At 43.1% G+C, this 21436-nt stretch carries 20 protein-coding genes; 12 read left to right on the top strand and 8 right to left on the bottom strand.

The genetic code is table 11. The features are described 5' to 3' along the window. Positions 1–81 precede the first annotated feature (81 nt). Positions 82–1917, bottom strand: a complete 1836-nt coding sequence (rpsA, locus tag VM932_RS09800) for a 30S ribosomal protein S1 (protein ID WP_041801974.1) — start codon at positions 1915–1917, stop codon at positions 82–84. Positions 1918–2176: 259 nt separating this feature from the next. On the opposite strand from rpsA, the gene VM932_RS09795 reads away from it, so the two are divergent. The 5 genes from VM932_RS09795 (at position 2177) to VM932_RS09775 (ending at position 5380) form a co-directional block, all read left to right on the top strand. Further along, positions 2177–2557 carry a LysM peptidoglycan-binding domain-containing protein gene (locus VM932_RS09795; RefSeq protein ID WP_326278635.1) on the top strand — a complete coding sequence of 127 codons (381 nt, stop codon included), beginning with the start codon at positions 2177–2179 and terminating at the stop codon, positions 2555–2557. Between the two features lie 316 nt (positions 2558–2873). Continuing rightward, positions 2874–3158, top strand: a complete 285-nt coding sequence (locus VM932_RS09790; RefSeq protein ID WP_014033730.1) for a sll1863 family stress response protein — start codon at positions 2874–2876, stop codon at positions 3156–3158. 54 nt (positions 3159–3212) lie between these two features. Next, a complete protein-coding gene (locus tag VM932_RS09785; RefSeq protein ID WP_326278634.1) occupies positions 3213–4520 on the top strand; it encodes a DUF2254 domain-containing protein in 1308 nt (435 codons plus the stop codon). A gap of 206 nt (positions 4521–4726) precedes the next feature. Further along, complete coding sequence (locus VM932_RS09780) at positions 4727–5020, top strand: type II toxin-antitoxin system HigB family toxin (protein ID WP_326278633.1); 294 nt, start codon at positions 4727–4729, stop codon at positions 5018–5020. Between the two features lie 3 nt (positions 5021–5023). Beyond that, positions 5024–5380 (top strand): helix-turn-helix domain-containing protein, encoded by a 357-nt coding sequence (locus VM932_RS09775; RefSeq protein WP_014033727.1) that lies wholly within the window; start codon positions 5024–5026, stop codon positions 5378–5380. A 45-nt stretch (positions 5381–5425) separates the two neighbouring features. Here VM932_RS09775 and cmk read toward each other — a convergent pair whose 3' ends face one another. Continuing rightward, positions 5426–6124, bottom strand: coding sequence for a (d)CMP kinase (gene cmk / locus VM932_RS09770; RefSeq protein WP_326278632.1), 699 nt, complete (start codon positions 6122–6124; stop codon positions 5426–5428). 107 nt (positions 6125–6231) lie between these two features. Further along, positions 6232–8682, bottom strand: a complete 2451-nt coding sequence (lon, locus tag VM932_RS09765; RefSeq protein ID WP_326278631.1) for an endopeptidase La — start codon at positions 8680–8682, stop codon at positions 6232–6234. A gap of 217 nt (positions 8683–8899) precedes the next feature. Between lon and VM932_RS09760 the strand changes: the two genes are divergently transcribed. From VM932_RS09760 to VM932_RS09745, 4 genes are read left to right on the top strand one after another with little or no spacing between them, the layout of a single operon-like run. Further along, positions 8900–9457, top strand: coding sequence for an RNA polymerase sigma factor (locus VM932_RS09760; protein ID WP_326278630.1), 558 nt, complete (start codon positions 8900–8902; stop codon positions 9455–9457). Between the two features lie 2 nt (positions 9458–9459). Next, entirely contained in the window at positions 9460–10017 is a 558-nt protein-coding gene (locus VM932_RS09755) for a hypothetical protein (RefSeq protein ID WP_326278629.1), read from the top strand. Further along, on the top strand, positions 9998–11095 hold the full coding sequence (locus VM932_RS09750) for a DUF4097 family beta strand repeat-containing protein (RefSeq protein WP_326278788.1): 1098 nt from the start codon (positions 9998–10000) through the stop codon (positions 11093–11095). Before VM932_RS09755 ends, VM932_RS09750 begins: the two co-directional genes overlap by 20 nt. Before the next feature lie 33 nt (positions 11096–11128). Continuing rightward, positions 11129–11854 (top strand): head GIN domain-containing protein, encoded by a 726-nt coding sequence (locus VM932_RS09745; RefSeq protein WP_326278628.1) that lies wholly within the window; start codon positions 11129–11131, stop codon positions 11852–11854. Between the two features lie 72 nt (positions 11855–11926). On the opposite strand, the gene VM932_RS09740 is transcribed toward VM932_RS09745, so the two are convergent. The 5 genes from VM932_RS09740 to glgB form a co-directional block, all read right to left on the bottom strand. Continuing rightward, the gene (locus VM932_RS09740; RefSeq protein WP_326278627.1) at positions 11927–12847 is read right to left on the bottom strand and encodes a polysaccharide deacetylase family protein; all 921 of its coding nucleotides are present in this window, start codon (positions 12845–12847) and stop codon (positions 11927–11929) included. A gap of 4 nt (positions 12848–12851) precedes the next feature. Beyond that, entirely contained in the window at positions 12852–14174 is a 1323-nt protein-coding gene (locus tag VM932_RS09735; protein ID WP_326278626.1) for an MFS transporter, read from the bottom strand. Between the two features lie 109 nt (positions 14175–14283). Beyond that, complete coding sequence (locus tag VM932_RS09730) at positions 14284–15093, bottom strand: M48 family metallopeptidase (protein ID WP_163625584.1); 810 nt, start codon at positions 15091–15093, stop codon at positions 14284–14286. 37 nt (positions 15094–15130) lie between these two features. Next, positions 15131–17530: a glycoside hydrolase family 31 protein gene (locus VM932_RS09725; RefSeq protein WP_326278625.1), complete on the bottom strand. Its 2400-nt coding sequence runs from the start codon at positions 17528–17530 to the stop codon at positions 15131–15133. Between the two features lie 96 nt (positions 17531–17626). Next, on the bottom strand, positions 17627–19522 hold the full coding sequence (glgB, locus tag VM932_RS09720) for a 1,4-alpha-glucan branching protein GlgB (protein WP_326278624.1): 1896 nt from the start codon (positions 19520–19522) through the stop codon (positions 17627–17629). 161 nt (positions 19523–19683) lie between these two features. Between glgB and VM932_RS09715 the strand changes: the two genes are divergently transcribed. The 3 genes from VM932_RS09715 to msrB (VM932_RS09705) all read left to right on the top strand — a co-directional run bounded on the left by VM932_RS09715 (position 19684) and on the right by msrB (VM932_RS09705) (position 21286). Next, positions 19684–20262: a collagen-like triple helix repeat-containing protein gene (locus VM932_RS09715; RefSeq protein WP_326278623.1), complete on the top strand. Its 579-nt coding sequence runs from the start codon at positions 19684–19686 to the stop codon at positions 20260–20262. A gap of 111 nt (positions 20263–20373) precedes the next feature. Next, positions 20374–20865 (top strand): peptide-methionine (R)-S-oxide reductase MsrB, encoded by a 492-nt coding sequence (msrB, locus tag VM932_RS09710; RefSeq protein WP_326278622.1) that lies wholly within the window; start codon positions 20374–20376, stop codon positions 20863–20865. Positions 20866–20881: 16 nt separating this feature from the next. Beyond that, the gene (gene msrB / locus VM932_RS09705) at positions 20882–21286 is read left to right on the top strand and encodes a peptide-methionine (R)-S-oxide reductase MsrB (RefSeq protein ID WP_326278621.1); all 405 of its coding nucleotides are present in this window, start codon (positions 20882–20884) and stop codon (positions 21284–21286) included. Positions 21287–21436: the final 150 nt, after the last annotated feature.

Below are 21436 nucleotides of genomic sequence, written 5' to 3'. Positions count from 1 at the left end.
GTAAGCAATTCTTTAAAATGTTCGGGCCATAAAAAAGCCCCGACTGTTTCCAGCGGGGCTTCGTATCATTGAAAAGTCCGATTATTTTTTCTTGGAATCGGCTTCCATTTTGTCTTTCAATGCTTGCAATGCGGAGTTGGCATCTCCAAGGGTCGGAGCAGCTTCATCGGATGATGCGGCTCTTTTCTTGGCTGCAGCTTTCACATTTCTGTCTTCTTGCTCTCTAAAGATTGCAGTATGGCTTGCCACCACTCTCTTGAAATCCTTATTGAACTCGATGATCTTGAATTCGGCCTCTTCTCCTTTTACAAGTTTCTTGCCGTCTTCTTTTTCCATGTGGCGTTGTGGAACAAATCCAACGATATCCTCGTTGAAGTCAATGGTAGCTCCTTTGTCAACAACCTCTGCAATTGCAGCTTTGTGCACGGTACCTTCAGCAAACTCTTCGGAGTACTTGTCCCAAGGGTTCTCTGTGGTCTGTTTGTGTCCAAGGCTCAATTTGCGCCCTTCTACGTCCAATTCCAATACTTCCACCTCCAAGGTATCGCCTACGGCAACAAACTCGGATGGATGCTTGATTTTCTTTGTCCAAGAAAGATCGGAGATATAGATCAAACCGTCGATTCCTTCTTCCAACTCTACGAATACCCCAAAGTTGGTAAAGTTTCTAACGATTCCCTTGTGCCTTGATCCAACAGGATATTTGGAAGTGATATCTGTCCATGGGTCTGGCGTTAATTGCTTAATACCCAACGACATTTTACGATCTTCCCTATCCAAGGTCAACACAACAGCTTCAACTTCGTCTCCCACGTTTACAAAGTCTTGGGCGGATCTTAGGTGCGTACTCCACGACATTTCTGAAACGTGGATCAAACCTTCAACGCCATCGGCAACTTCGATAAATGCACCGTAATCGGCGATTACAACCACTTTACCTTTTACTTTGTCGCCAACTTTGATCTCATCACCCAAGGCATCCCATGGATGTTTCTCCAATTGCTTAAGACCCAACTGGATTCTTGACTTGTTATCATCAAAATCAAGGATAACAACGTTCAATTTCTGGTCTAGGTCCACAACTTCGTTCGGGTGGTTGATCCTGCTCCAAGATAGGTCGGTAATGTGAACCAATCCATCCACACCTCCAAGGTCGATAAATACCCCGTAAGATGTAATGTTCTTCACGATACCTTCCAGTACTTGACCTTTTTCCAATTGGCCAATGATCTCTTTTTTCTGCTCTTCGATATCCGCTTCGATCAAAGCTTTGTGGGAAACCACTACGTTCTTGAACTCGTGGTTGATCTTCACTACTTTGAACTCCATGGTCTTGCCTACGTACTGATCGTAATCGCGGATAGGCTTCACATCAATTTGGGAACCTGGCAAGAATGCCTCGATGCCGAATACGTCCACAATCATACCACCTTTGGTACGACATTTAACGAATCCAGTAACGATCTCTTCTTTGTCGTGTGCGTTGTTAACACGCTCCCACGCCTTGATGGTTCTTGCTTTACGGTGAGACAACACCAATTGACCGGTCTTGTCCTCACGGATATCTATAAGTACCTCAACTTTATCACCAACTTTAAGATCGGGATTGTAGCGGAACTCATTCAAGGAAATTACACCTTCGGACTTGGCATTGATATCAATGATCGCCTCACGGTCTGTCATGTGAACCACTTTTCCTTCCACTACTTCCTCGTCGGCAGTGTCCACAAAGTTTTCCTCTACTAGTGTCTCGAATTCCTTGAGCTTGGTATCATCTACGCGCTCAATTCCTTCTTCGTACTTGTCCCAATCAAAATTTTCAAGAAACTCCTGAGGATCTTGCTTGGGTTCTGTTTCTTTTACTTCTGGTGCTGCGGCAGTTTCTTCTACCTCAACGTTTTGTTTTTCTTCAGCCATGCTGCTGATTAAAATTTGTATTCCACGTTTTACAAGAGTTGAACAATTACCGCGGAAGTGGTTTTTAAAATGATTTTCTAAAATTCCCTTTTTCTCTTGCCTCCTTGCCAAAAGGGGTGCAAAAATACAATTAAATTCTTGATATACAAAGCCTACAAGCAAGGTTTCAGCAAAAAAAGTATTCCCATTATTTAACAGCAAAATTTGAGCATATTAACTATCTTGAGAATTCTAATTGTTAACTGTAAAAAATCGAATTATGAGTGTTAAAGCAAAATATCAACCTGTACTAGATCTAGGTGAGAAATTGGAAGTAAAAAACGGGGATGTGAATGTTGAAGGCGATATCTTAAAAATAAAAGGGATGACCAAGACCCAATACGAAAAAAACCTATTGTGGGACAAGATCAAGGAAATTGGTGGGGAAAAGCCATCGGACATTAAAGCGAACATTACCGTGGAAGATGATTCCGTTTACCACAGACATACGGTGAAGAGCGGGGAATCCTTGAGCAAGATTGCGAAGCATTATTACGGCGACCCGATGAAGTACACCAAAATTTTTGATGCGAACACCAATATTTTAAAGGATCCGAACGTGATCCACCCCGATCAGGTGTTGGTGATTCCGAATTTGTAAGGAATTGCCACATGGACAGAATAAGAAAAAGCGCCCTTTGGGCGTTTTTTTGGTTTTTGGGGATTTCCACGTTTGGGCACAACCGTGTAGTGCCGACCCAGCTATTGCATCCATCAATCCATACTGGAATTTTAAACATAAAAATGCTAACTTCACTTATCGGTCGATATAAATCATTAAAACGATTCATATCTTTTGACGCTGTATCCCATGGGAGAACGAACCCATTACAAATTGGATGACCTGGCATTTTAAAGGGACGATATCCATAAATCCCTACTGGCAGGCACAATTATTCACATTTAATTTTTTAAAAATGAACAAAAAAGAATTCAAGGCCAAGGCGAACCAAACCATTGACGGGGTTTCGGCTAAAATCCACGAGTTGAAGGCAAAAAAAGAATCTGCCAGTGGGGACGCAAAATCTAAGTATGACAAAGCAATTAGGGATTTGGAGTCAAAACGATCGGACTTGGAAAGTAAATATGCCGACCTTAAAAATGCATCCGAAGAAAAGTGGGATGAAGCAAAAGATGCGTTTTCATCCGCTTCAGACTCTTTTAAGGAAGGATTTGACAAGTTGAAAGGCTTGTTCTCTTGATTAACCAACAGGGCCTGTAGATGATTTACAGGCCCTGTTCTTTTATTTGATAAAATGAAAAAACTGCTCTTTTTCTGGAAAGAATTGCTTGCCACGTTCTGGTTTGTACCTGTTATAATTATTGGTTTAGCAGTAGTATTGTCAGTAAGCTTGGTTTCATTGGATAATATGATAACCATTCCACAAGAAGGTTGGATTCGCTTTTTCTCGGTGAACAGCTCCGATTCTGCAAGAAGCATTTTATCTACTATTTCAGGTGCCATGATCGGTGTTGCAGGAACAGTTTTTTCAGTAACATTGGTTGCTTTGACACTTGCCTCCTCTCAATTTGGCCCTAGACTGATAAAAAACTTTATGTACGTACGCCTCAACCAAGTAGTTTTGGGTTCATACATTGCCACGTACCTATATTGCCTATTGGTTTTAAATGCTATAAAGGAAGGAAATGGATATACTTTCATTCCATCCATTTCCATTTTTGTTGCCATTTTAATGGCCGTAGCAAATATTACTTTGCTTATCGTATTTATACACCAAATTGCAGTAAGTATCCAAGCGGACAAGGTTATTTCTGATATATCAGACCTTATTTTGGAACAAGTAGAAACGCTTTTCCCGGAAAAAATAGGGGATGAACTCAAGGACAATAAAGATTTTGATGAAGATGCTGCTATTTCCAACTATCAAAAACAAACACGTATCAAATCTCCCAAAAATGGTTATCTGCAATACTTGGACAGCGAAGTAATATCAAAGATAATAACTGATAATGATTCCTTGTTTGAATTAAAGCACAGACCGGGTAGCTTTTTAGTGAAAGACCAAGAAATCGGCGTAATTTATTCAAACATGGATTGGCAAGCAGAATCCATAGATGAACTACTACACCAATTTGTTTTTGGAAAAATAAAGACCTCCCAGCAGGATTTGGAATTTTCAATCCATCAAATGGTAGAGATTGCGGCCAGGGCATTATCTCCAGGGGTAAACGACCCATATACCGCAATTGCATGTATTGACAACCTAACAGCGACTATGTGCTACTTGGCACAAGCCAAATTCCCTTCAAAGTATCGTGTTGATGAAGACGGAAATCTTAGGGTTATTGCAAATGTATTGGATTTTGAAGGTGTATTAAATGCCGCATTTAATCAAATCAGACAATTTTCAGCAGGAAGCACCTCGGTAATCATAAGGCTTTTGGAAGCATTGATAACCATCCAAAATTTCACCAAACGAGAAAGTCACAAAATGGCGATAATCAATCATGTTGAGATGGTGTTGCGATTGGGAAAAGAAACAATAAAAGAAAAAAATGACCTTGACGATTTGGAAAAAAGAGCGAACCTAATTTTGAAGTAATGAAGAACTACTGGCTACAACAAGTTGTATAAGGGCAACTCCAAAATCAGAAACTATTCTAAGCCCTGCTTCGCAATCACCCGTTGGGAGTACTTGCGGTTTTTACAAAAAAGAGCAAGAACCCACTTGGAACCTAAATCTGAATAAATCAAAAATAATTACCAATTCGGTAACTTTTTGCTACATTTGCGACAAACAATCATAATGTGAGGGTAATAGCCAAACGCACATTACGGAATTTCTGGGAGAAACAGGCCGACAGCGAGGATCAATTAAAGGCGTGGTTCAGGGAAACCGAAAAGTCCGAATGTAAAAACATAAACGAACTAAAAAATGATTATCCAAGCGCAAGTGTTCTAAAGGACAACAGAATTGTTTACAACATCAAAGGAAACAACTATCGGTTGATCGTAAAGTTCAACTTTGAATATCAAATATGCTGGATACGTTTTATTGGAACCCACGCGGAATATGACAAGATTGACGCAAACAACATCTGACAAATGAATATAGTACCAATCAGAAACGAAAAAGATTATCAAAATGCCCTCAACAGGCTTGAGGATATTTTTGATGCAAAAAAAGGAACGGAAGAAGGAGACGAACTGGAAATCCTTTCGATTTTAATCGATCGTTTCGAGAATGAAAATTTCCCAATCGATATGCCAGACCCAATTGAAGCCATCAAATTCCGAATGGAACAAATGGGAATGAAACAGAAAGACTTGGCAGAAGTTGTGGGGTTTAAAAGTAGGGTCAGCGAAATTTTGAATAAAAAACGAAAGTTGACTTTGGGAATGATTCGAAAACTAAACACCGCGCTTCATATTCCAACTGAAGTCTTGGTTCAGGATTATTAAAAACGACAGAACCGTATATCGCCAATCATCTAAAACACCAACACATCAACCCAGCTTTGCAATCACCCGTTGGGAGTAATCATAAATCCGCTCAAACTGCTCTTCCAAGCCCATGTCGCTGTTATCAAACTCAATGGCATCCTTGGCTTGGGTCAATGGTGAAATGGTACGGGTAGAGTCGATTCGGTCGCGTTCCTCCACATTTTTAAGCACTTCGGGATAGGAGACCTTCTCCCCTTTTTCCAGCAATTCCTTGTAGCGGCGAGCCGCTCGGGTCTCGGGAGATGCGGTCATAAAAAGTTTTAGTTCCGCGTCTGGAAAAACAACGGTACCGATATCACGGCCGTCCATCACGATGCCTTTATCCTTGCCCATTGCTTGTTGGATCTTCACCAATTTTTCACGGACTTCCTTAATTGCGGCAACGGGACTTACAAAACCGGACACCCGCATAGATCTTATTTCCTGCTCCACATTTTCATCGTTCAAAAACATTTCGGAACGCCCCGTTTGCTTATTGGGCAGAAATTTGAGGTGTATTTCCGATAGTTTATCAACCAAAGTGGCCTTATCCAACTCCCCTTTATCGTTGATGATACCCTCTTGCAAAGCAAAAAGGGTCACCGCTCGGTACATGGCACCCGTATCCACATAAATATAATTTAAGGCAGAAGCCAACCTTTTGGCAATGGTACTTTTTCCTGTGGAGGAATATCCATCTATTGCTATTGTTATTTTTCTCATCGAAACAAAAATAGGGATAACACCCCTAAAGTCGCCTTTAGGGGGGAATTCCTTTACAAAAAGTCCTTTGGGCCTTTGAAGTTGGAATATATCAAATGTAGTTGAGACTAGAGTTTTTTTGCATTCTTAACCTTTTGCTTGGTAATCGCAATGTCGATAACCTCGCTCATGTCCGTTACATAATGGAACGTAAGCCCTTTCAGGTATTCGTCCTTGATTTCCTCAATATCTTTTTTGTTATCCGTACACAGAATGATTTCCTTAATGCGCGCCCTTTTAGCGGCCAAAATCTTTTCTTTGATCCCTCCCACGGGCAAAACCTTGCCCCTGAGCGTAATCTCGCCCGTCATTGCCAAGCTCTTCTTCACCTTACGCTGAGTGAAGAGTGATACCAGCGAGGTCAGCATGGTGATACCCGCACTCGGGCCGTCTTTTGGCGTGGCACCTTCGGGCACGTGAATGTGCACATTGTATTTATCGAAAACCTCTGGATCGACCCCATAGGTTTCTGCATTGGATTTTATGTATTCCATGGCAATGGTGGCGGACTCCTTCATCACCTTACCGAGGTTACCGGTAATGTTCATGGCACCCTTTCCTTTGGAAAGAATGGATTCGATAAACAGAATATCGCCTCCAACACTTGTCCAAGCCAAACCTGTGACCACCCCGGCCACATCGTTGTTTTCGTACTTATCGCGTTCCAAACGGGCCGGGCCGAGGATTTCCTCAATATTTTCGTTGGTCAAGGTAACATTGTACGCCTCCTCCATAGCAATGGATTTTGCAGCATAACGTACCACTTTGGCTATCTGTTTTTCCAAACTACGCACTCCGGACTCACGGGTGTAGCCTTCCACAATTTTCTCCAATTGCCGTTTCCCTATTTTCAGGTCTTTTTTGGAAAGTCCGTGCTCCTCCAACTGCTTTGGCAACAAATGGCGTTTGGCAATCTCCACCTTTTCCTCGATGGTATAACCCGTAACGTTGATGATTTCCATACGGTCGCGCAAGGCAGGCTGTATGTTGGACAGGTTGTTCGCCGTGGCAATAAACATTACTTTGGACAAATCGTACCCCATTTCCAGGAAATTATCGTGGAACTCGCTATTCTGTTCAGGGTCCAATACCTCCAACATCGCGGAAGACGGGTCCCCTTGGTGACTGCTTGCCAGTTTATCGATTTCGTCCAAAATAAACACGGGGTTGGAAGTTCCAGCTTTCTTCAAACTTTGAATAATACGACCCGGCATGGCACCAATGTAGGTTTTTCGGTGTCCTCGGATTTCGGCTTCATCACGCAGGCCGCCCAAGGACATGCGTACATACTCCCTGCCAAGGGCCTCGGCCACGGATTTCCCCAAAGAGGTTTTACCCACCCCTGGAGGTCCGTACAGGCAAAGGATGGGCGATTTCATATCGTTGCGCAGCTTCAAGACCGCCAAATATTCTATAATCCTTCGCTTTACATCTTCCAGACCGTAATGATCTCGATCCAAAATCTTTTGGGCACGCTTTAGGTCGAACTTATCCTTGGAATATTCGTTCCATGGCAAATCCAACAAAAGGTCCAAATAATTGCGTTGGATGGAATACTCGGCTACTTGTGGGTTCATACGTTGCATTTTGGAGAGTTCCTTCTCAAAATGTTCCTGTACTTTTTTGCTCCATTTTTTCTTTTTGGCCTTTTCTGCCATCTCATCCACCTCTTCCTCATACGATAACCCTCCAAGTTCTTCTTGAATGGTCTTCATTTGTTGGTGGAGGAAATACTCGCGTTGCTGTTGGTCCATATCACTGCGGACCTTGCTCTGGATATCGTTGCGCAGCTCCAATTTTTGAAGTTCCATGTTCATGTACTTCAAAGTGGCCAATGCCCTTTCCTGAAGATTTGGCATCTCCAAAAGTTGCTGCTTTTCTTTAACCGCAAGATTCAGGTTGGAAGACACAAAATTGATCAAGAACGAATTGCTCTGAATGTTCTTGATGGCAAAAGTGGCTTCGCTCGGAATATTGGGGTTGTCCTTTATGATTTTAAATGCCAGTTCCTTGATGGAATCGATGATGGCCTCAAATTCGCTTCCTTTTTCATCGGGCCGCTCCTCCGCGGCCTCGCTCACCTTGGCCGTGATATACGGTTTCTCGGTCAGAACCGCATCTATTTTGAACCGTTTCTTTCCTTGAATGATCACCGTAGTATTTCCATCGGGCATTTGAAGCACCCTTAGGATACGGGCAACGGTACCCACTGTGTTGATGTCCTCAAGACCGGGGTTTTCAACACCTTCGTCCTTTTGGGATACCACTCCAATGGTCTTGGTGCCATTATTGGCATCCTTGATCAAATTGATGGATTTGTCCCTACCTGCTGTAATTGGAATTACTACTCCGGGGAACAGCACCGTATTTCTGAGGGGCAATACCGGCAAAGTTTCCGGCAGGCTCTCCCTGTTCATCTGTTCCTCGTCCTCAGGGGTCAACAACGGGATCAACTCCGCATCTTCATCCAGCCCTTGTAAATCTATATTGTCAAAATTGGTAATTTTCATCTCTCCCATATCAACTTTTCGGTCATTTTGTCATAATCCACAAACGACCCGTGTTTTTATTCAACATTAAAGCCTGCACAAACCCCTCAAAATCAATGTTTATGGTGATTCACAAGCTTATTATCACCCATTAATTGGCAATTCTTGTGCCATTAAAAATCAAATTTTAAGAAAAAAGTGTAACAAATGCTAAATTGTGTAATCTATAAGACAAACAAATCATTTTTTGAGCCACCAAAATGAACATATTGACACACTGCTCGAATTGTGCATGCAAGGGAAGCAAAGTGCACAACTAGAGGTTTACAACCGTTATTACAAAGCGATGTACAACACCGCTTTAAGGATTGTAAAGCATACCGCCGAAGCAGAGGATGTGATGCAGGAATCGTTCCTGAGCGCATTTACCAAGCTGCATACCTTTAAGGGGGACGTCACCTTCGGGGCATGGTTAAAGCGGATTGTGATCAATAACAGTATTTATCATTACAAAAAGCAGCGGAAAAAACGCGCTGCGGATTTGGATGATGTAATGTACAAGGTCGAAGATAATGATGGAGTTGCTTCAGATCAAAATGGTTATACAGAACTGAAGGCTCAAAAAGTGATGGAAACCATGAAAAGTTTGAAAGACAATTACAGAGTTTCTTTGACCTTACATTTAATTGAAGGGTACGATTACGAAGAAATCAGTGAGATAATGAACATTAGCTATGCTAATTGTAGAACCACGATTTCGAGGGCCAAACAAAACCTGAGAAAAATGTTGACCGTAAATGTGTAGTTATGAACAAAGATAATTTAGATAGGTTGTTTGAGAGACTCCACGGAGCGTTTGATGTAGCGGAACCGCAAAGCGGACACCAAGAACGCTTTCTGGAAAAGCTGGACAAAGATCAGGGCACCATTGTTCCAAACGAGAGAATATCTTGGTGGAAACCTTTGTCCATAGCTGCATCCATTGCCCTAATGGCACTCTTGGGCTACCAAGCCTTTGGCCCACAACCCAGCATCAAGCAACAGGTAACAAAAATTGCCCCCGAAGTTTCCCAAACCGAGTTCTATTTTGCGAATTTGATAGAGGAACAGGTTGAGGAGCTGAAAGAGGAGAAAACACCGGAAACGGCCCAATTGGTGGACGACACCTTGGCACAATTGGAAAAACTGGACAAAGATTATGAAACCCTTGAGCAGGATTTGGTAAACGGCGGCGACAGTAAAATTATCCTGAGTGCCATGATTACCAATTTCCAAACACGAATCGACCTTATAAAAGAAGTTTTGAGCCAAATAGAAAACATTAAGAACTTAAAATCACAAAATGATGAAAGCTTTACTATTTAAATACATTTTTTTCGCCTTGGCTTTGATACCGCTTGTTGCGATTGCCCATGTGGATAACCAAAAGTTGAACGGGAGGTATACCAAGGAAAAAACCATAAAAAAAGAGTACAACGTTAATTCCGATGCCCTCTTTAAAGTGAAAAACAGTTATGGCAACCTCAACATTACCTCTTGGAACGAAAACCGTGTGGTTATCGAGGTACATATAAAAACCAACGGTAACGATGAAGATCGCGTTCAAGAGCGACTGGAGGAGATTGATGTGGACTTTGAAAACAGTTCAAGCATGGTATCCGCCATAACACAATTTGGAGACCAGAGCAATAGCTGGGGATGGAGCTGGGGAAAACGCAAAAAAGTGAGCGTACAGGTAAATTACACTATTAAACTGCCCGTTAAAAACAGTGTAAACCTAAGCAATGACTATGGTAGCATTATCCTTGACCGTATTGACGGCCACGCCAAGATTAGCTGCGACTATGGAAATTTGGAAATCGGTGAGCTTCGTGGGCGCAACAATGAGCTTAAGTTCGACTATACCTCTCGATCTACTTTTGATTATGTGAACAGTGCCGAAATTGTAGCGGACTATTCCGGGTTTACCATCAAAAAAGCTGGGAACCTGAACATAAGGGCCGATTATACCAATGCTGTCGTTGAAGAGATGAAAAATCTGGAGTACTCCAGCGATTACGGATCTGTCGAAGTGAACAACGTAGAAAATGTAACTGGCAACGGAGACTATATTGGTGTAAAACTGGGCAATGTACACGGCAATGTTTCCATAAACGGCGATTATGGATCCTTAAAAATAGACCGTTTGGCCCCAGATGCCGGAAACGTGGAAATACGAAGCGATTACACAGGCATTAAAATAGGTTATGACCCTGAATACCATTTCGATTTTGAGATTTCTGCCGAATATGCCGGGGTAAATGGCAAGGAGAATTTTGAAATCAACATCAGTAAAGAAAAATCCACCGAGAAATACTACAGCGGCTACTACGGAAAAGCAAATTCTGGAAACAGGGTAAGCATTACCAGTGACTACGGGGGAATCTCATTTTATCAAAATTAACATCAAATCAAAAACAATTTTAAACACAAGATCATGAAAAAACTTATCACACTTACCCTGGCATTGGGAATGATATCCTGTACCAGTGCCCAATGGGGAAAACGAGTTAAAGGAAATGGCGATTACGTAACTATTGAACGCTCCGTAGGCAACTATGACGGTGTCGCCCTTGCAGGTTGGTTTGATATAGACCTGGTATCGGGGAATGAAGGGGAAATTACCCTCGAAGGGGAATCCAACTTATTGGAGCATATTAAAACAGAGGTCAAAGATGGAAAGTTGGTCATTAAAGCGGAAAAGGGTATGAATCTCAGGCCATCCAGTTGGAACAAGGGCATTCATATTACCGTTCCAGTGGAATCCATTGAATTTGTGAGTCTATCGGGCTCTGGAGATGTTGTAGGCAAAACCATGATAAAGTCCGACCGTTTCAATGCAAGCATGTCGGGTTCGGGCGACGTTAGCCTTATGGTAGAAGCAGAAGAAGTAGAAGCTGCACTATCAGGCTCCGGAGATATAAACCTATCCGGTAGGGCAACGGACTTTACCGTGTCTGTTTCGGGCTCTGGAGATATAAAGGCATACGACTTAGAGGCCGATTTTGTGAAGGCAACGGTTTCCGGTTCCGCTGACATTAAAGTTACCGCCCACCAATCCATTGATGCCAGAGTGTCCGGTTCGGGCGACATCCATTACAGGGGCAACCCTAAAAAAATAAAATCAAAAGCTTCCGGTTCGGGGGACATAACCAAAGGATAAGACCGGGTTTATCATCAAAAAATGAAAAAGCCCTGAAAGTTCCAGGGCTTTTTTATGCAACTTGTCTTGCATCTATTTTTGCATTGCCCCACCTATTTCTTTCCAAGTGACCAACTTGATGTTTTCTTCCTCCAAAATCTTGGCACATTCCTCACTGGTAAAAAAATCGTAATCGTTTTGGCGCCATTTAGCTCCCCAGTATGGATGTTCAAAAGACATGCCTTGGCTCTCCAGATCGTCATAAGCGCAATGTATGATCATTACATGAACTCCAGGCTCCATGGCCCTGAGCGTATCAGCATAATATTTTGACATGGCATCCTTATCAAAGTCTTGGGGAGCAGCCCCAAAAATTTGATTGACCACCGCCATGGGTTCAGGGGCGTCCTCCCCTCCCAATTGTTTTATTTGATGATTGACCATGGTCGGAATACCATACTCCCTCCCCAATTTTGTGTACAATTCATAGTAACGGGGATCTGTTGCGAACAAACACCCCATGTGACTGTCCAAATGGGTTGGGTTGACCCCCATAGCAATCGCCTTATCAATCTGTGCCCTTAGTTCAATTTCAACCTCCTCTATCTTTGCATTTTCCCAAAGTTCATTACAATCGCTATAAAAATATCCATTGGCGTCCACTAAACTTGATACTTTGGAGCGGGATGCCACAGGCCCGTATCGTAACAGTTTCCATTCACTGGTCAAGGTCAAGTGTATGCCCAGATCATGATCTGGGTTTGCTTTTGCATATTGGGCCACTTCGGGGAACCATGGTGTGGGCACCATAATACTGGCACTGTTCACGGAGCCTTCTTCCAGGGCATTGAATGTAGCTTTGTTCACGGTGTGGGTCACCCCAAGGTCATCGGCATGAATGATCAAGAGTTTGGTGTCCGCAGGGAATCCAAGTCGTTCCTGGAGACTTTTTTGGGCATGGAGCCCTTTTCCTGTCAACCACATTGAGAGGAAAATTAATAAGAAGTTTTTCATGTGTCTAGTTATTTTTATTGACGCGAGTCAGCAAAAAGATACCGATTAAAAAGAATATGGCCAAGAATATAGTGCTGTTACGCATACTTCCCGTAAGTTGCGCCACCATTCCGTACATAAGCGTTCCGATGATGATGCCTATTTTTTCCGCAACATCATAAAAACTGAAAAACGATGTGGTATCCGTAGTCTCGGGCAAAAATTTGGAATAGGTGGAACGGGACAAGGCTTGAATCCCTCCCATCACAATACCGACCAATCCAGCGGCAATGTAAAAGTCCATGGGGGTCTGTAGGAAATAAGCATACACGCAAAGCAATGTCCAAATTATGTTAATGACTATAAGTGTTCGGATATTCCCAAAAATCTTGGAGGCCCTTGCGGTTACCGTTGCCCCTAAAATAGCCACAAGCTGAATCAGCAAAATACTTACAATCAATCCCATGGTACGTTCATCGTCCGAACCCCAAACAATTTCCTCTTCCCCAAAATAGGTGGCTATCAACATAATGGTCTGTACCGCCATACTATAGGTGAAAAATGCCCCTAGGTAGCGCTTCAGCTTCCTATTATGTCCAAGTTGGCGCCAGACCTGTTTTAACTCTTTAAAACCATTCAGGATGATATGATGGCGTTCACCTTCACGCTTGTACCCTTTGGGTAAATGTGCAAAAGTGTATTGGCTAAAGAGTATCCACCAAATTCCAACGGAGATAAAGGAATACTTCATGGCCTTGATCTCTGCTACCTCACCACCACTATCGGTGATGCCAAAAAAGTCAGGCTCCATCACCATAGCCAAATTAAACACCAATAATATAACACTGCCAATATACCCCAGAGAAAAACCTTTGGCACTGATCCCATCCTGCTGTTCTGGATAGGCGATATCCGGCAAATAGGAATTGTTGATGGCAAAACTGACCCAAAACCCTACAAGTCCAAAGAAATAACAGGCGAGGCCAAAATAAATATGCTCCAAAGAGAACCAATATAATCCAATGCACGAGCCCGCTCCCAAATAGCAGAAGAACTTGAGGAATACTTTTTTGTTCCCCAAATAGTCCGCCACGCCCGAGACGAGAGGGGTTACAATAGCTATAAAAACAAAGGCCAGGGAGGTTACATAGCTGATCAATGGGGCTCTTGCAATTTCACCACCAAAAATAGTGACCTGCTCTATGGCTGCGGTCCTAAACAATAGCCCATAAAAAAGCGGGAAAATTGCGGAGGATATGACCAAGCTGTACACCGAATTGGCCCAATCGTAAAACGCCCAAGCATTCAATAGTTTTTTGCTTCCTTTGAGTGCCAGTGTCTGTGCCATAATTTTTATTTACAAAAAAATGTCACTTCGAATCTGCTTTAAAAACCCTTTTGGTAACTGTGGGGTTTTCATTTGGCTCGAAGTGACATTCACTAATTATTCTTTACATCTATTTGAACGATGTTACCCCAAATTTACGTGCTTCTTGTTTTGCAGCAGGGGCCCATTGGGTCAAATTGTTGATTCTGGTATCGTTGGACGGGTGCGTGCTCAAAAACTCCGGAGGAGCCTGTCCACCCGATTCCGCTTTCATGCGCTGCCAAAGTTTGGCGGCCTCATCTGGATTGTATCCGGCAATTGCCATAATCTGCAATCCTATTTTATCGGCCTCGGTTTCGTGGTTTCTGCTAAAGGGAAGCATTACCCCGATCTGGGAGCCCACACCATAGGCTTGGTTGAACAATCCTCTGGTCTGGTCATCCTTTATGGCCACATTTCCGGCCACTGCACCAATCTGCTGTATGGTGCTCGCACTCATGCGTTGGGCACCATGATCGGCCAAAGCATGTGCCACTTCGTGTCCCATTACAACCGCAATACCAGTCTCGTTTTGAGCTATCGGCAAAATACCGGTGTAAAACACAATCTTACCCCCCGGCATACACCACGCATTTACCGTTTCGTCCTCCACCAAATTATATTCCCATTGATAGTCCTTTAAATACCCTGGATATCCGTTGGCGTCCAACCAACGTTCCGCAGCTGAAGCAATCCGCTGCCCTACCCTTGTGATCATTTGGGCTTCGGATGTTCCTTTGACCACTTTGTTTTCTTCCAAAAACTGATCATATTGGGAGAAAGCCATGGGAAACATTTGGCTATTGTCATAAAAATTAAGTGTGCTCTTTCCAGTAAATGGATTGGTCTTGCAAGCCATCACTGCCAAAAACACCAAAAAGGTAAGACTAAGCTTTTTCATAGGTAAAATTGTTTTGTATTATGAAAATTACAAAATTTTATTTTCCGAAGATGTGAAGCTCCGTGAAATCCTTACCAACTTCTATCGAGTTATTGCCGTTCAACTTAATATCGTTCAAATCGACTTCTTCATTGTCAAGCTCCACGGTTTCAATGGTAAAGGGGAGTCCGTGGAAGGTCATTTTAAATGTGTTGTAAGGTGTAATGAAATTGCCATCCTTAAACTGCTGAATGATCAATTCGTTTTCCTTGCCCGTCAATTTAAACCGTCTTAGGCTATACCTTCCTTTTTTGTAATCGTAACCCTCTTGTTGGTCCTCGTATACTTTGGAATTTTCGGTACCTTCTTTATAATACACATCAATGCCCAACTTCTCGATCTCCTTTTCCCCAACATATTGCTGTACCGGGTATTTAGGAATCATGGCGCCTTCTTTAACGAACAATGGAATGCGGTGGATTTCAGCAGACACCCAACGCTCAACTCCTCCCGCTATCAACTCATCCGTCCAGTAATTGTACCAATTCCCTTTTGGAAAATACATTCTCCTACCTTGTGCATTGGGCTCTTGCACCGGACATACCAACATTTGTTTTCCAAATATGAACTCATCGGTTCGGAAATGGGTCTGGTGGTCTTCCTGATCGTAAAAAACCAAGGATTGAAGCATCGGAAAACCTTCTTTGATGTAAGTATAGAACATGGTGTAGAGGTAAGGCATTAGTTGGTACCTCAGCTCGATAAACGCTCTTACTATGTTCGTGATTTCATCACCGAACGACCAAGGTTCTTGGTCTCCGTGGTCACCACTTGAGTGTACCCTGCAAAATGGATGGAAAACGGCCAATTGCATCCAACGGGCAAACAATTCGCCATTGGGCTGTTCGGCAAATCCACCAATATCGGAACCTGCAAAGGAATATCCGCTCATGCACAAACGTTGCATCTGTACGTTGGCAATCCATAGGTGTTCCCATGTGGCGACATTATCGCCTGTCCAAGTGGCACAATAGCGCTGTGTACCGGCATATGCCGCCCTGGTAAGTACAAAGGGCCTGCGGGGAAACATATATTTTTTGACACCTTCGTAGGTTGCGCGCACCATTTGCATTCCATATACATTATGCGCCTTTCTATGGCTACAGGGATGCCCGTCATAATCGTGCCTCACATCCAAATTGGCGGTTTTTGTGGGAACTTCCATTACAGCGGGCTCGTTCATGTCGTTCCAAACCCCGCTAACGCCCAGGCCTGCGATCATTTCCTTGTACAGGTCCGCCCACCATTCTCGAACTTTGGGATTGGTAAAGTCTGGGAACTTACATTCGCCCGGCCATACTTTGCCTTTAAAATGGGGGCCATCCGCCCTTCTACAAAAGAATCCATTGTCCATGGCCTGTTGATATACCCAATACTCGCGATCTATTTTGATTCCGGGGTCTATCATGGTGATGACCTTGAAGCCATCATCCTCCATTTCCTCGATCATTTTTTTGGGATTGGGGAAGTATTGGTTGTTCCAGGTAAAACACCTGAACCCTTCCATATAATCAATATCCAGATAGATGGCATCGCAGGGTATGTTCAACTTCCTAAACTTCGAGGCTATATCCTTTACCTTTTGCTCCGGGTAATAACTCCATTTGGATTGGTGGAAACCCAAGGCCCAAAGTGGCGGAAGCTCTGGAACGCCGGTTAGATCGGTATAAGATTCCACGACCTCCTTCATTTTGGGACCATAGAAAAAGTAATAGTTCATTTCGCCCCCATCGGCCCAAAAACTGGTGACATTTCGTTTTTCGGCAGCAAAATCAAAATACGTACTGAACGAATTGTCGAAAAATATACCGTAAGCTATGTTTTCCTTTAGCCCAATATAGAAAGGGATGGATTTGTACAGTGGTTCCTGGTCTTTTCCATAGGCGTAGGAATCCGTCACCCAGTTGTTCACCCTTTTTCCTTTTAGGTTGGTGTGCGATGCCTTATCCCCCATTCCATAATAGCTTTCGCCGGAATGGCATACTTTGCTCATTTTTACCACGTTCCCGCCAAAGTCAAAGTTTTCCTCCCAATGGAAACCGAGTTCGTCCTCGGTCAGGATCACATCGTCCATATCGACAATCTGAACCTTGAGATTGGCCTTGTTGATATATATTTTGATTTTGGAGGTAATTATCACATACTCCGGTATTTCCTCCTCTACGGTAAGTTCGTTGTACCCTAGGTTGACATCTTCGTTTATGGCATAGGAGAAGTCGGGTTCAAAAACATATTCCGTACCATACCTAAAGCGGACCACACTGTCCCTTAGAATGGTAACTTGTAGAATGACACCGTTTTGGGTGGTGAAATATATTTTGTCGTTTTCTTGTTTAAAATCGACTATGTGATTGGGGATTTGATTCCCTCTTTTTTCAATTTCCGTATTGGTTATCATCTGTAATCAGTTGAGGCTAGCAAAAGAACTACAAAAGCCTGAATAATTAAAAATATGTTTTGAAAAGCAATCAACTACAACGTTTTAGTCGCCCGTTTATTTATAAACGACCACACCCAAGGGTGGCAGGTTCATCAAAACGGATTGCCCGTACCCATTCCATGCGGTTTTGGAAGGTTTTATTGTTTTCTTTCCAACTCCGCTGCCCGAGTATTTTTTATCATCGCTATTAAAGAGCAATTTTAAGGTCGAAGTCTTTGGAATGCCCAACCTATAGTTTTCACGAGGTACAGGGGTAAAGTTGCAAACAACGATCAAATCATCTTTAGGGTCCGCTCCCTTTCTAATGTACGATATGACCGTGTTTTCCCGGTCGTTGTACTCGATCCACCGAAATCCCTCTGGCTTAAACTGCTTTTCGTAAAGCGCCGGTTGGGCCTTGTACATTTTGTTTAGGTCCTTGATGGTTTCTTGTATACCAGAATGGAAATCATATTGTGTCAAGTCCCATTCCAGACCCTCTTGGAAATTCCATTCGGAAGATTGTCCAAACTCGCCCCCCATAAACAAGAGATTGCCTCCTGGATGGGTGAACATATATCCAAAGAGCAATCTCAGATTGGCAAAACGTTGCCATTCGTCCCCGGGCATTCGGTTCAATAAGGATTGTTTCCCATACACCACCTCGTCGTGCGAAAAGGGCAACATAAAATTCTCGGTAAAGGCATAGGTAAGGCTAAAACTGATGGCATTTAAATCATACGATCGGTGAATGGGGTCTTTTTTAAAGAACTCCAAGGTATCGTGCATCCAGCCCATCATCCATTTCATACCAAAGCCCAGCCCGCCGTAATGAACAGGTTTGGTTACACCCGTAAAGGCCGTGGATTCCTCGGCAATGGTCTGCACTCCTTTAAAGCTGGCATATACTTCTTGGTTCATCTCCCGCAAAAAGGACATAGCTTCCAAATTCTCGTTATTGCCATACATATTGGGCTCCCATTCACCATCTTCGCGAGAATAGTCCAAATAAAGCATGGATGCCACGGCATCGACCCGCAATCCATCCACATGGTATTGATCGAGCCAAAAAATGGCATTGCTTATCAAAAAGGCGCGTACTTCGTTTCTTCCGTAGTTAAAAATAAGGCTTTTCCAGTCGGGATGATACCCCCTTCGCCTATCCGGATGTTCATATAGGTGCGATCCATCAAAAAAACCGAGTCCATGGGCATCTTCTGGAAAATGGGAAGGTACCCAATCCAAAATAACACCGATACCGCGTTGGTGCAAGGCATCTACCAGAACCTTAAAATCCTCTGGTTTGCCAAAACGCGAAGTAGGCGCAAAATACCCTGTTATTTGATACCCCCACGAAGGATCATAGGGATATTCCATCACGGGCATCAACTCCACATGGGTAAAGCCCATTTCCTCTACATAATCGGCCAATTGCTCCGCCATCTCCAGATAGCTGAGCGATTCCCAGCCGTTCTTTTTCTTCCAGGAACCCAAATGTACTTCGTAGACGGAATAGGGCTTGTCCAAGCCATTCCTTTTCTCGCGGGTTTCCATCCAGTCCCCATCCTTCCATTGGTAGGCGTCGTCCCAAACCAGCGAAGCTGTTTGTGGTGATTGTTCACAAAAGCGCGCAAAGGGGTCGGCTTTCTCTGTCCAAATGTCGTTGTTGTTGGAGTGTATTTTGTATTTGTACTTGGTGCCCTTGTCCACTCCGGGGATAAATCCCTCCCATATACCACTACTGTCCCAACGCACATTCAATTGGTGTTCGCTAGCGTTCCAGTAATTAAAATCGCCAACCACACTGACGGATTTAGCGGAAGGTGCCCAAACAGCAAAATACGTACCTTTAACACCGTCCACCTCCGTAAGGTGCGACCCCAATTTTTTGTAGAGCCGAAAGTGTTTGCCTCCTTTAAAAAGATTGATATCAAATTCTGTAAAAAAACTATGAGGAACTACCTTGGACATATATCTGGGTTTAGTACTATACAATAATAAGCATCTTTGAGCAAGAATACGATTATAACAAGAGGTTTGGCATTGGAAACAACATTTTTTTTTAAAATGGAACGCTTTTTGATTTTAATGTAGCAACAGATAAAATGAACACAAACTAAAAATCCAAAATCATGAATAAATTTAGTACAATTTTAGGTGTCGTAATCGTTTTTATCCTCGCTGCATGCGAAGGTCCTCAAGGCCCACCCGGTTTTGATGGGCTTGATGGGTTAGATGGACAAGACGGTCTTGACGGTATCCAAGGGCAGGTTGTTGAAGTGGAGGGTGTAAACTTTGGCTACGATGGTGACGCCAACCTTTTTAGCACCTTAATCACTTTTTCAGATGTAACCGATTTCGAAGTATTTGAATCTGATGCCGTTTTGGTATACAGACACGATGGTGTTATCGAACTTAGCGATGGTTCCACTGCCGATGCCTGGACACAACTGCCCCAAAATTATTTCTTGCCGGGAGGCACCATGCAATACGTTTTCGCCCACACTTTTGTGGACTTGGAAATCTTTATTGATGGAAATTTTGACCTATCAGGTATAAGCACCGATTTTACGGATGACCAAATCTTCAGGATCGTATTTGTGCCCAGCGAGTTTGCAGAGGCTTCAAAATTGGACACCTCAAATATTGAAAACGTAATGTCCGCCTTAAATATTGGCGAAGAAGAGGTGACAAAGTTGGACATCAACTAAGTCACAAAAAAGCAGTATCTTAAGTCTCATTGTAAATCAATGGGACTTTTTTGTTGGCTTTTTTTGAAAGGATTTCAAACCAATTCCGTCGAATCACATAAAAAACGAATCATGGGAAAAAAATTGCTATTACTTCTTTTAGTCGTATTTGCCGGATGTAAAGGCACATCACAAGAAGAGAAAAAAGAAACTACCAAGGAAACAGCCTTCAAAGTAAACAAAACCGATGCGGAGTGGCGGGCGGAACTCACCGATATGGAGTATTACGTACTTCGAAAAGCTGCGACGGAAAACGCTTTTTCCAGTGAGCTTTTGGATAACAAGCAAAAAGGCACCTATGTTTGTGCAGGTTGCGGCACGCCCTTATTCAAAAGTGAGCATAAGTTTGAATCCGGAACAGGATGGCCTAGTTTCGACCGAGAGATCAAGGGCAATGTAGCATACGATACCGACTATAAAATAGGGGTGCCGCGCACCGAGGAGCATTGCGCGGTCTGTGGCGGCCACTTGGGACATGTTTTTAACGACGGGCCCAGCAACACCACCGGAAAAAGACATTGCATAAACGGGGCTGCTCTTGATTTTATCCCGGACAACAATTAAACGTTTTAAAAACTATATGGACAAAAAATACGGTATAAACAAAACCGAAGAGGAGTGGAAACAACAACTATCCCCTGAAGAATATTATGTTTTAAGACAAAAGGGAACCGAACGCCCCTACACGGGCAAGTTCGACCTGCATTTTGAAAATGGCGACTACCACTGCAAAGCATGCAATGCTAAACTATTTGAAAGTGAACACAAGTTTGAAAGTGGTTGCGGATGGCCCTCTTTTGACCAAGCCGTAGCCGGTGCCATTGAATACATTCGTGATACCAGTCATGGCATGGTTCGTACAGAGACTGTCTGCGCCAATTGTGGCAGCCATTTGGGACATGTTTTTAATGATGGGCCCAAAGAAACTACAGGACAACGCTACTGCATCAACTCGGTGAGCATTGATTTTGATCCTGAGGAATAAATTGGGTTCCCAACATAACTTTCGCCCTAAGCGCAAGTTTTTGGCCGTTTCACAAACTAATCCATATTTGCGTTTTTTCAACTTGGGAAATGGGTATGGTTTTCCGTACTTTTGCACCTGCCGAGACGGCATATTTCTAATCTAACAACT

Source organism: Flagellimonas halotolerans, from assembly GCF_035818535.1.
Classification (GTDB): domain Bacteria; phylum Bacteroidota; class Bacteroidia; order Flavobacteriales; family Flavobacteriaceae; genus Flagellimonas; species Flagellimonas halotolerans.
This window is presented reverse-complemented; position numbering and strand designations above follow the sequence as displayed.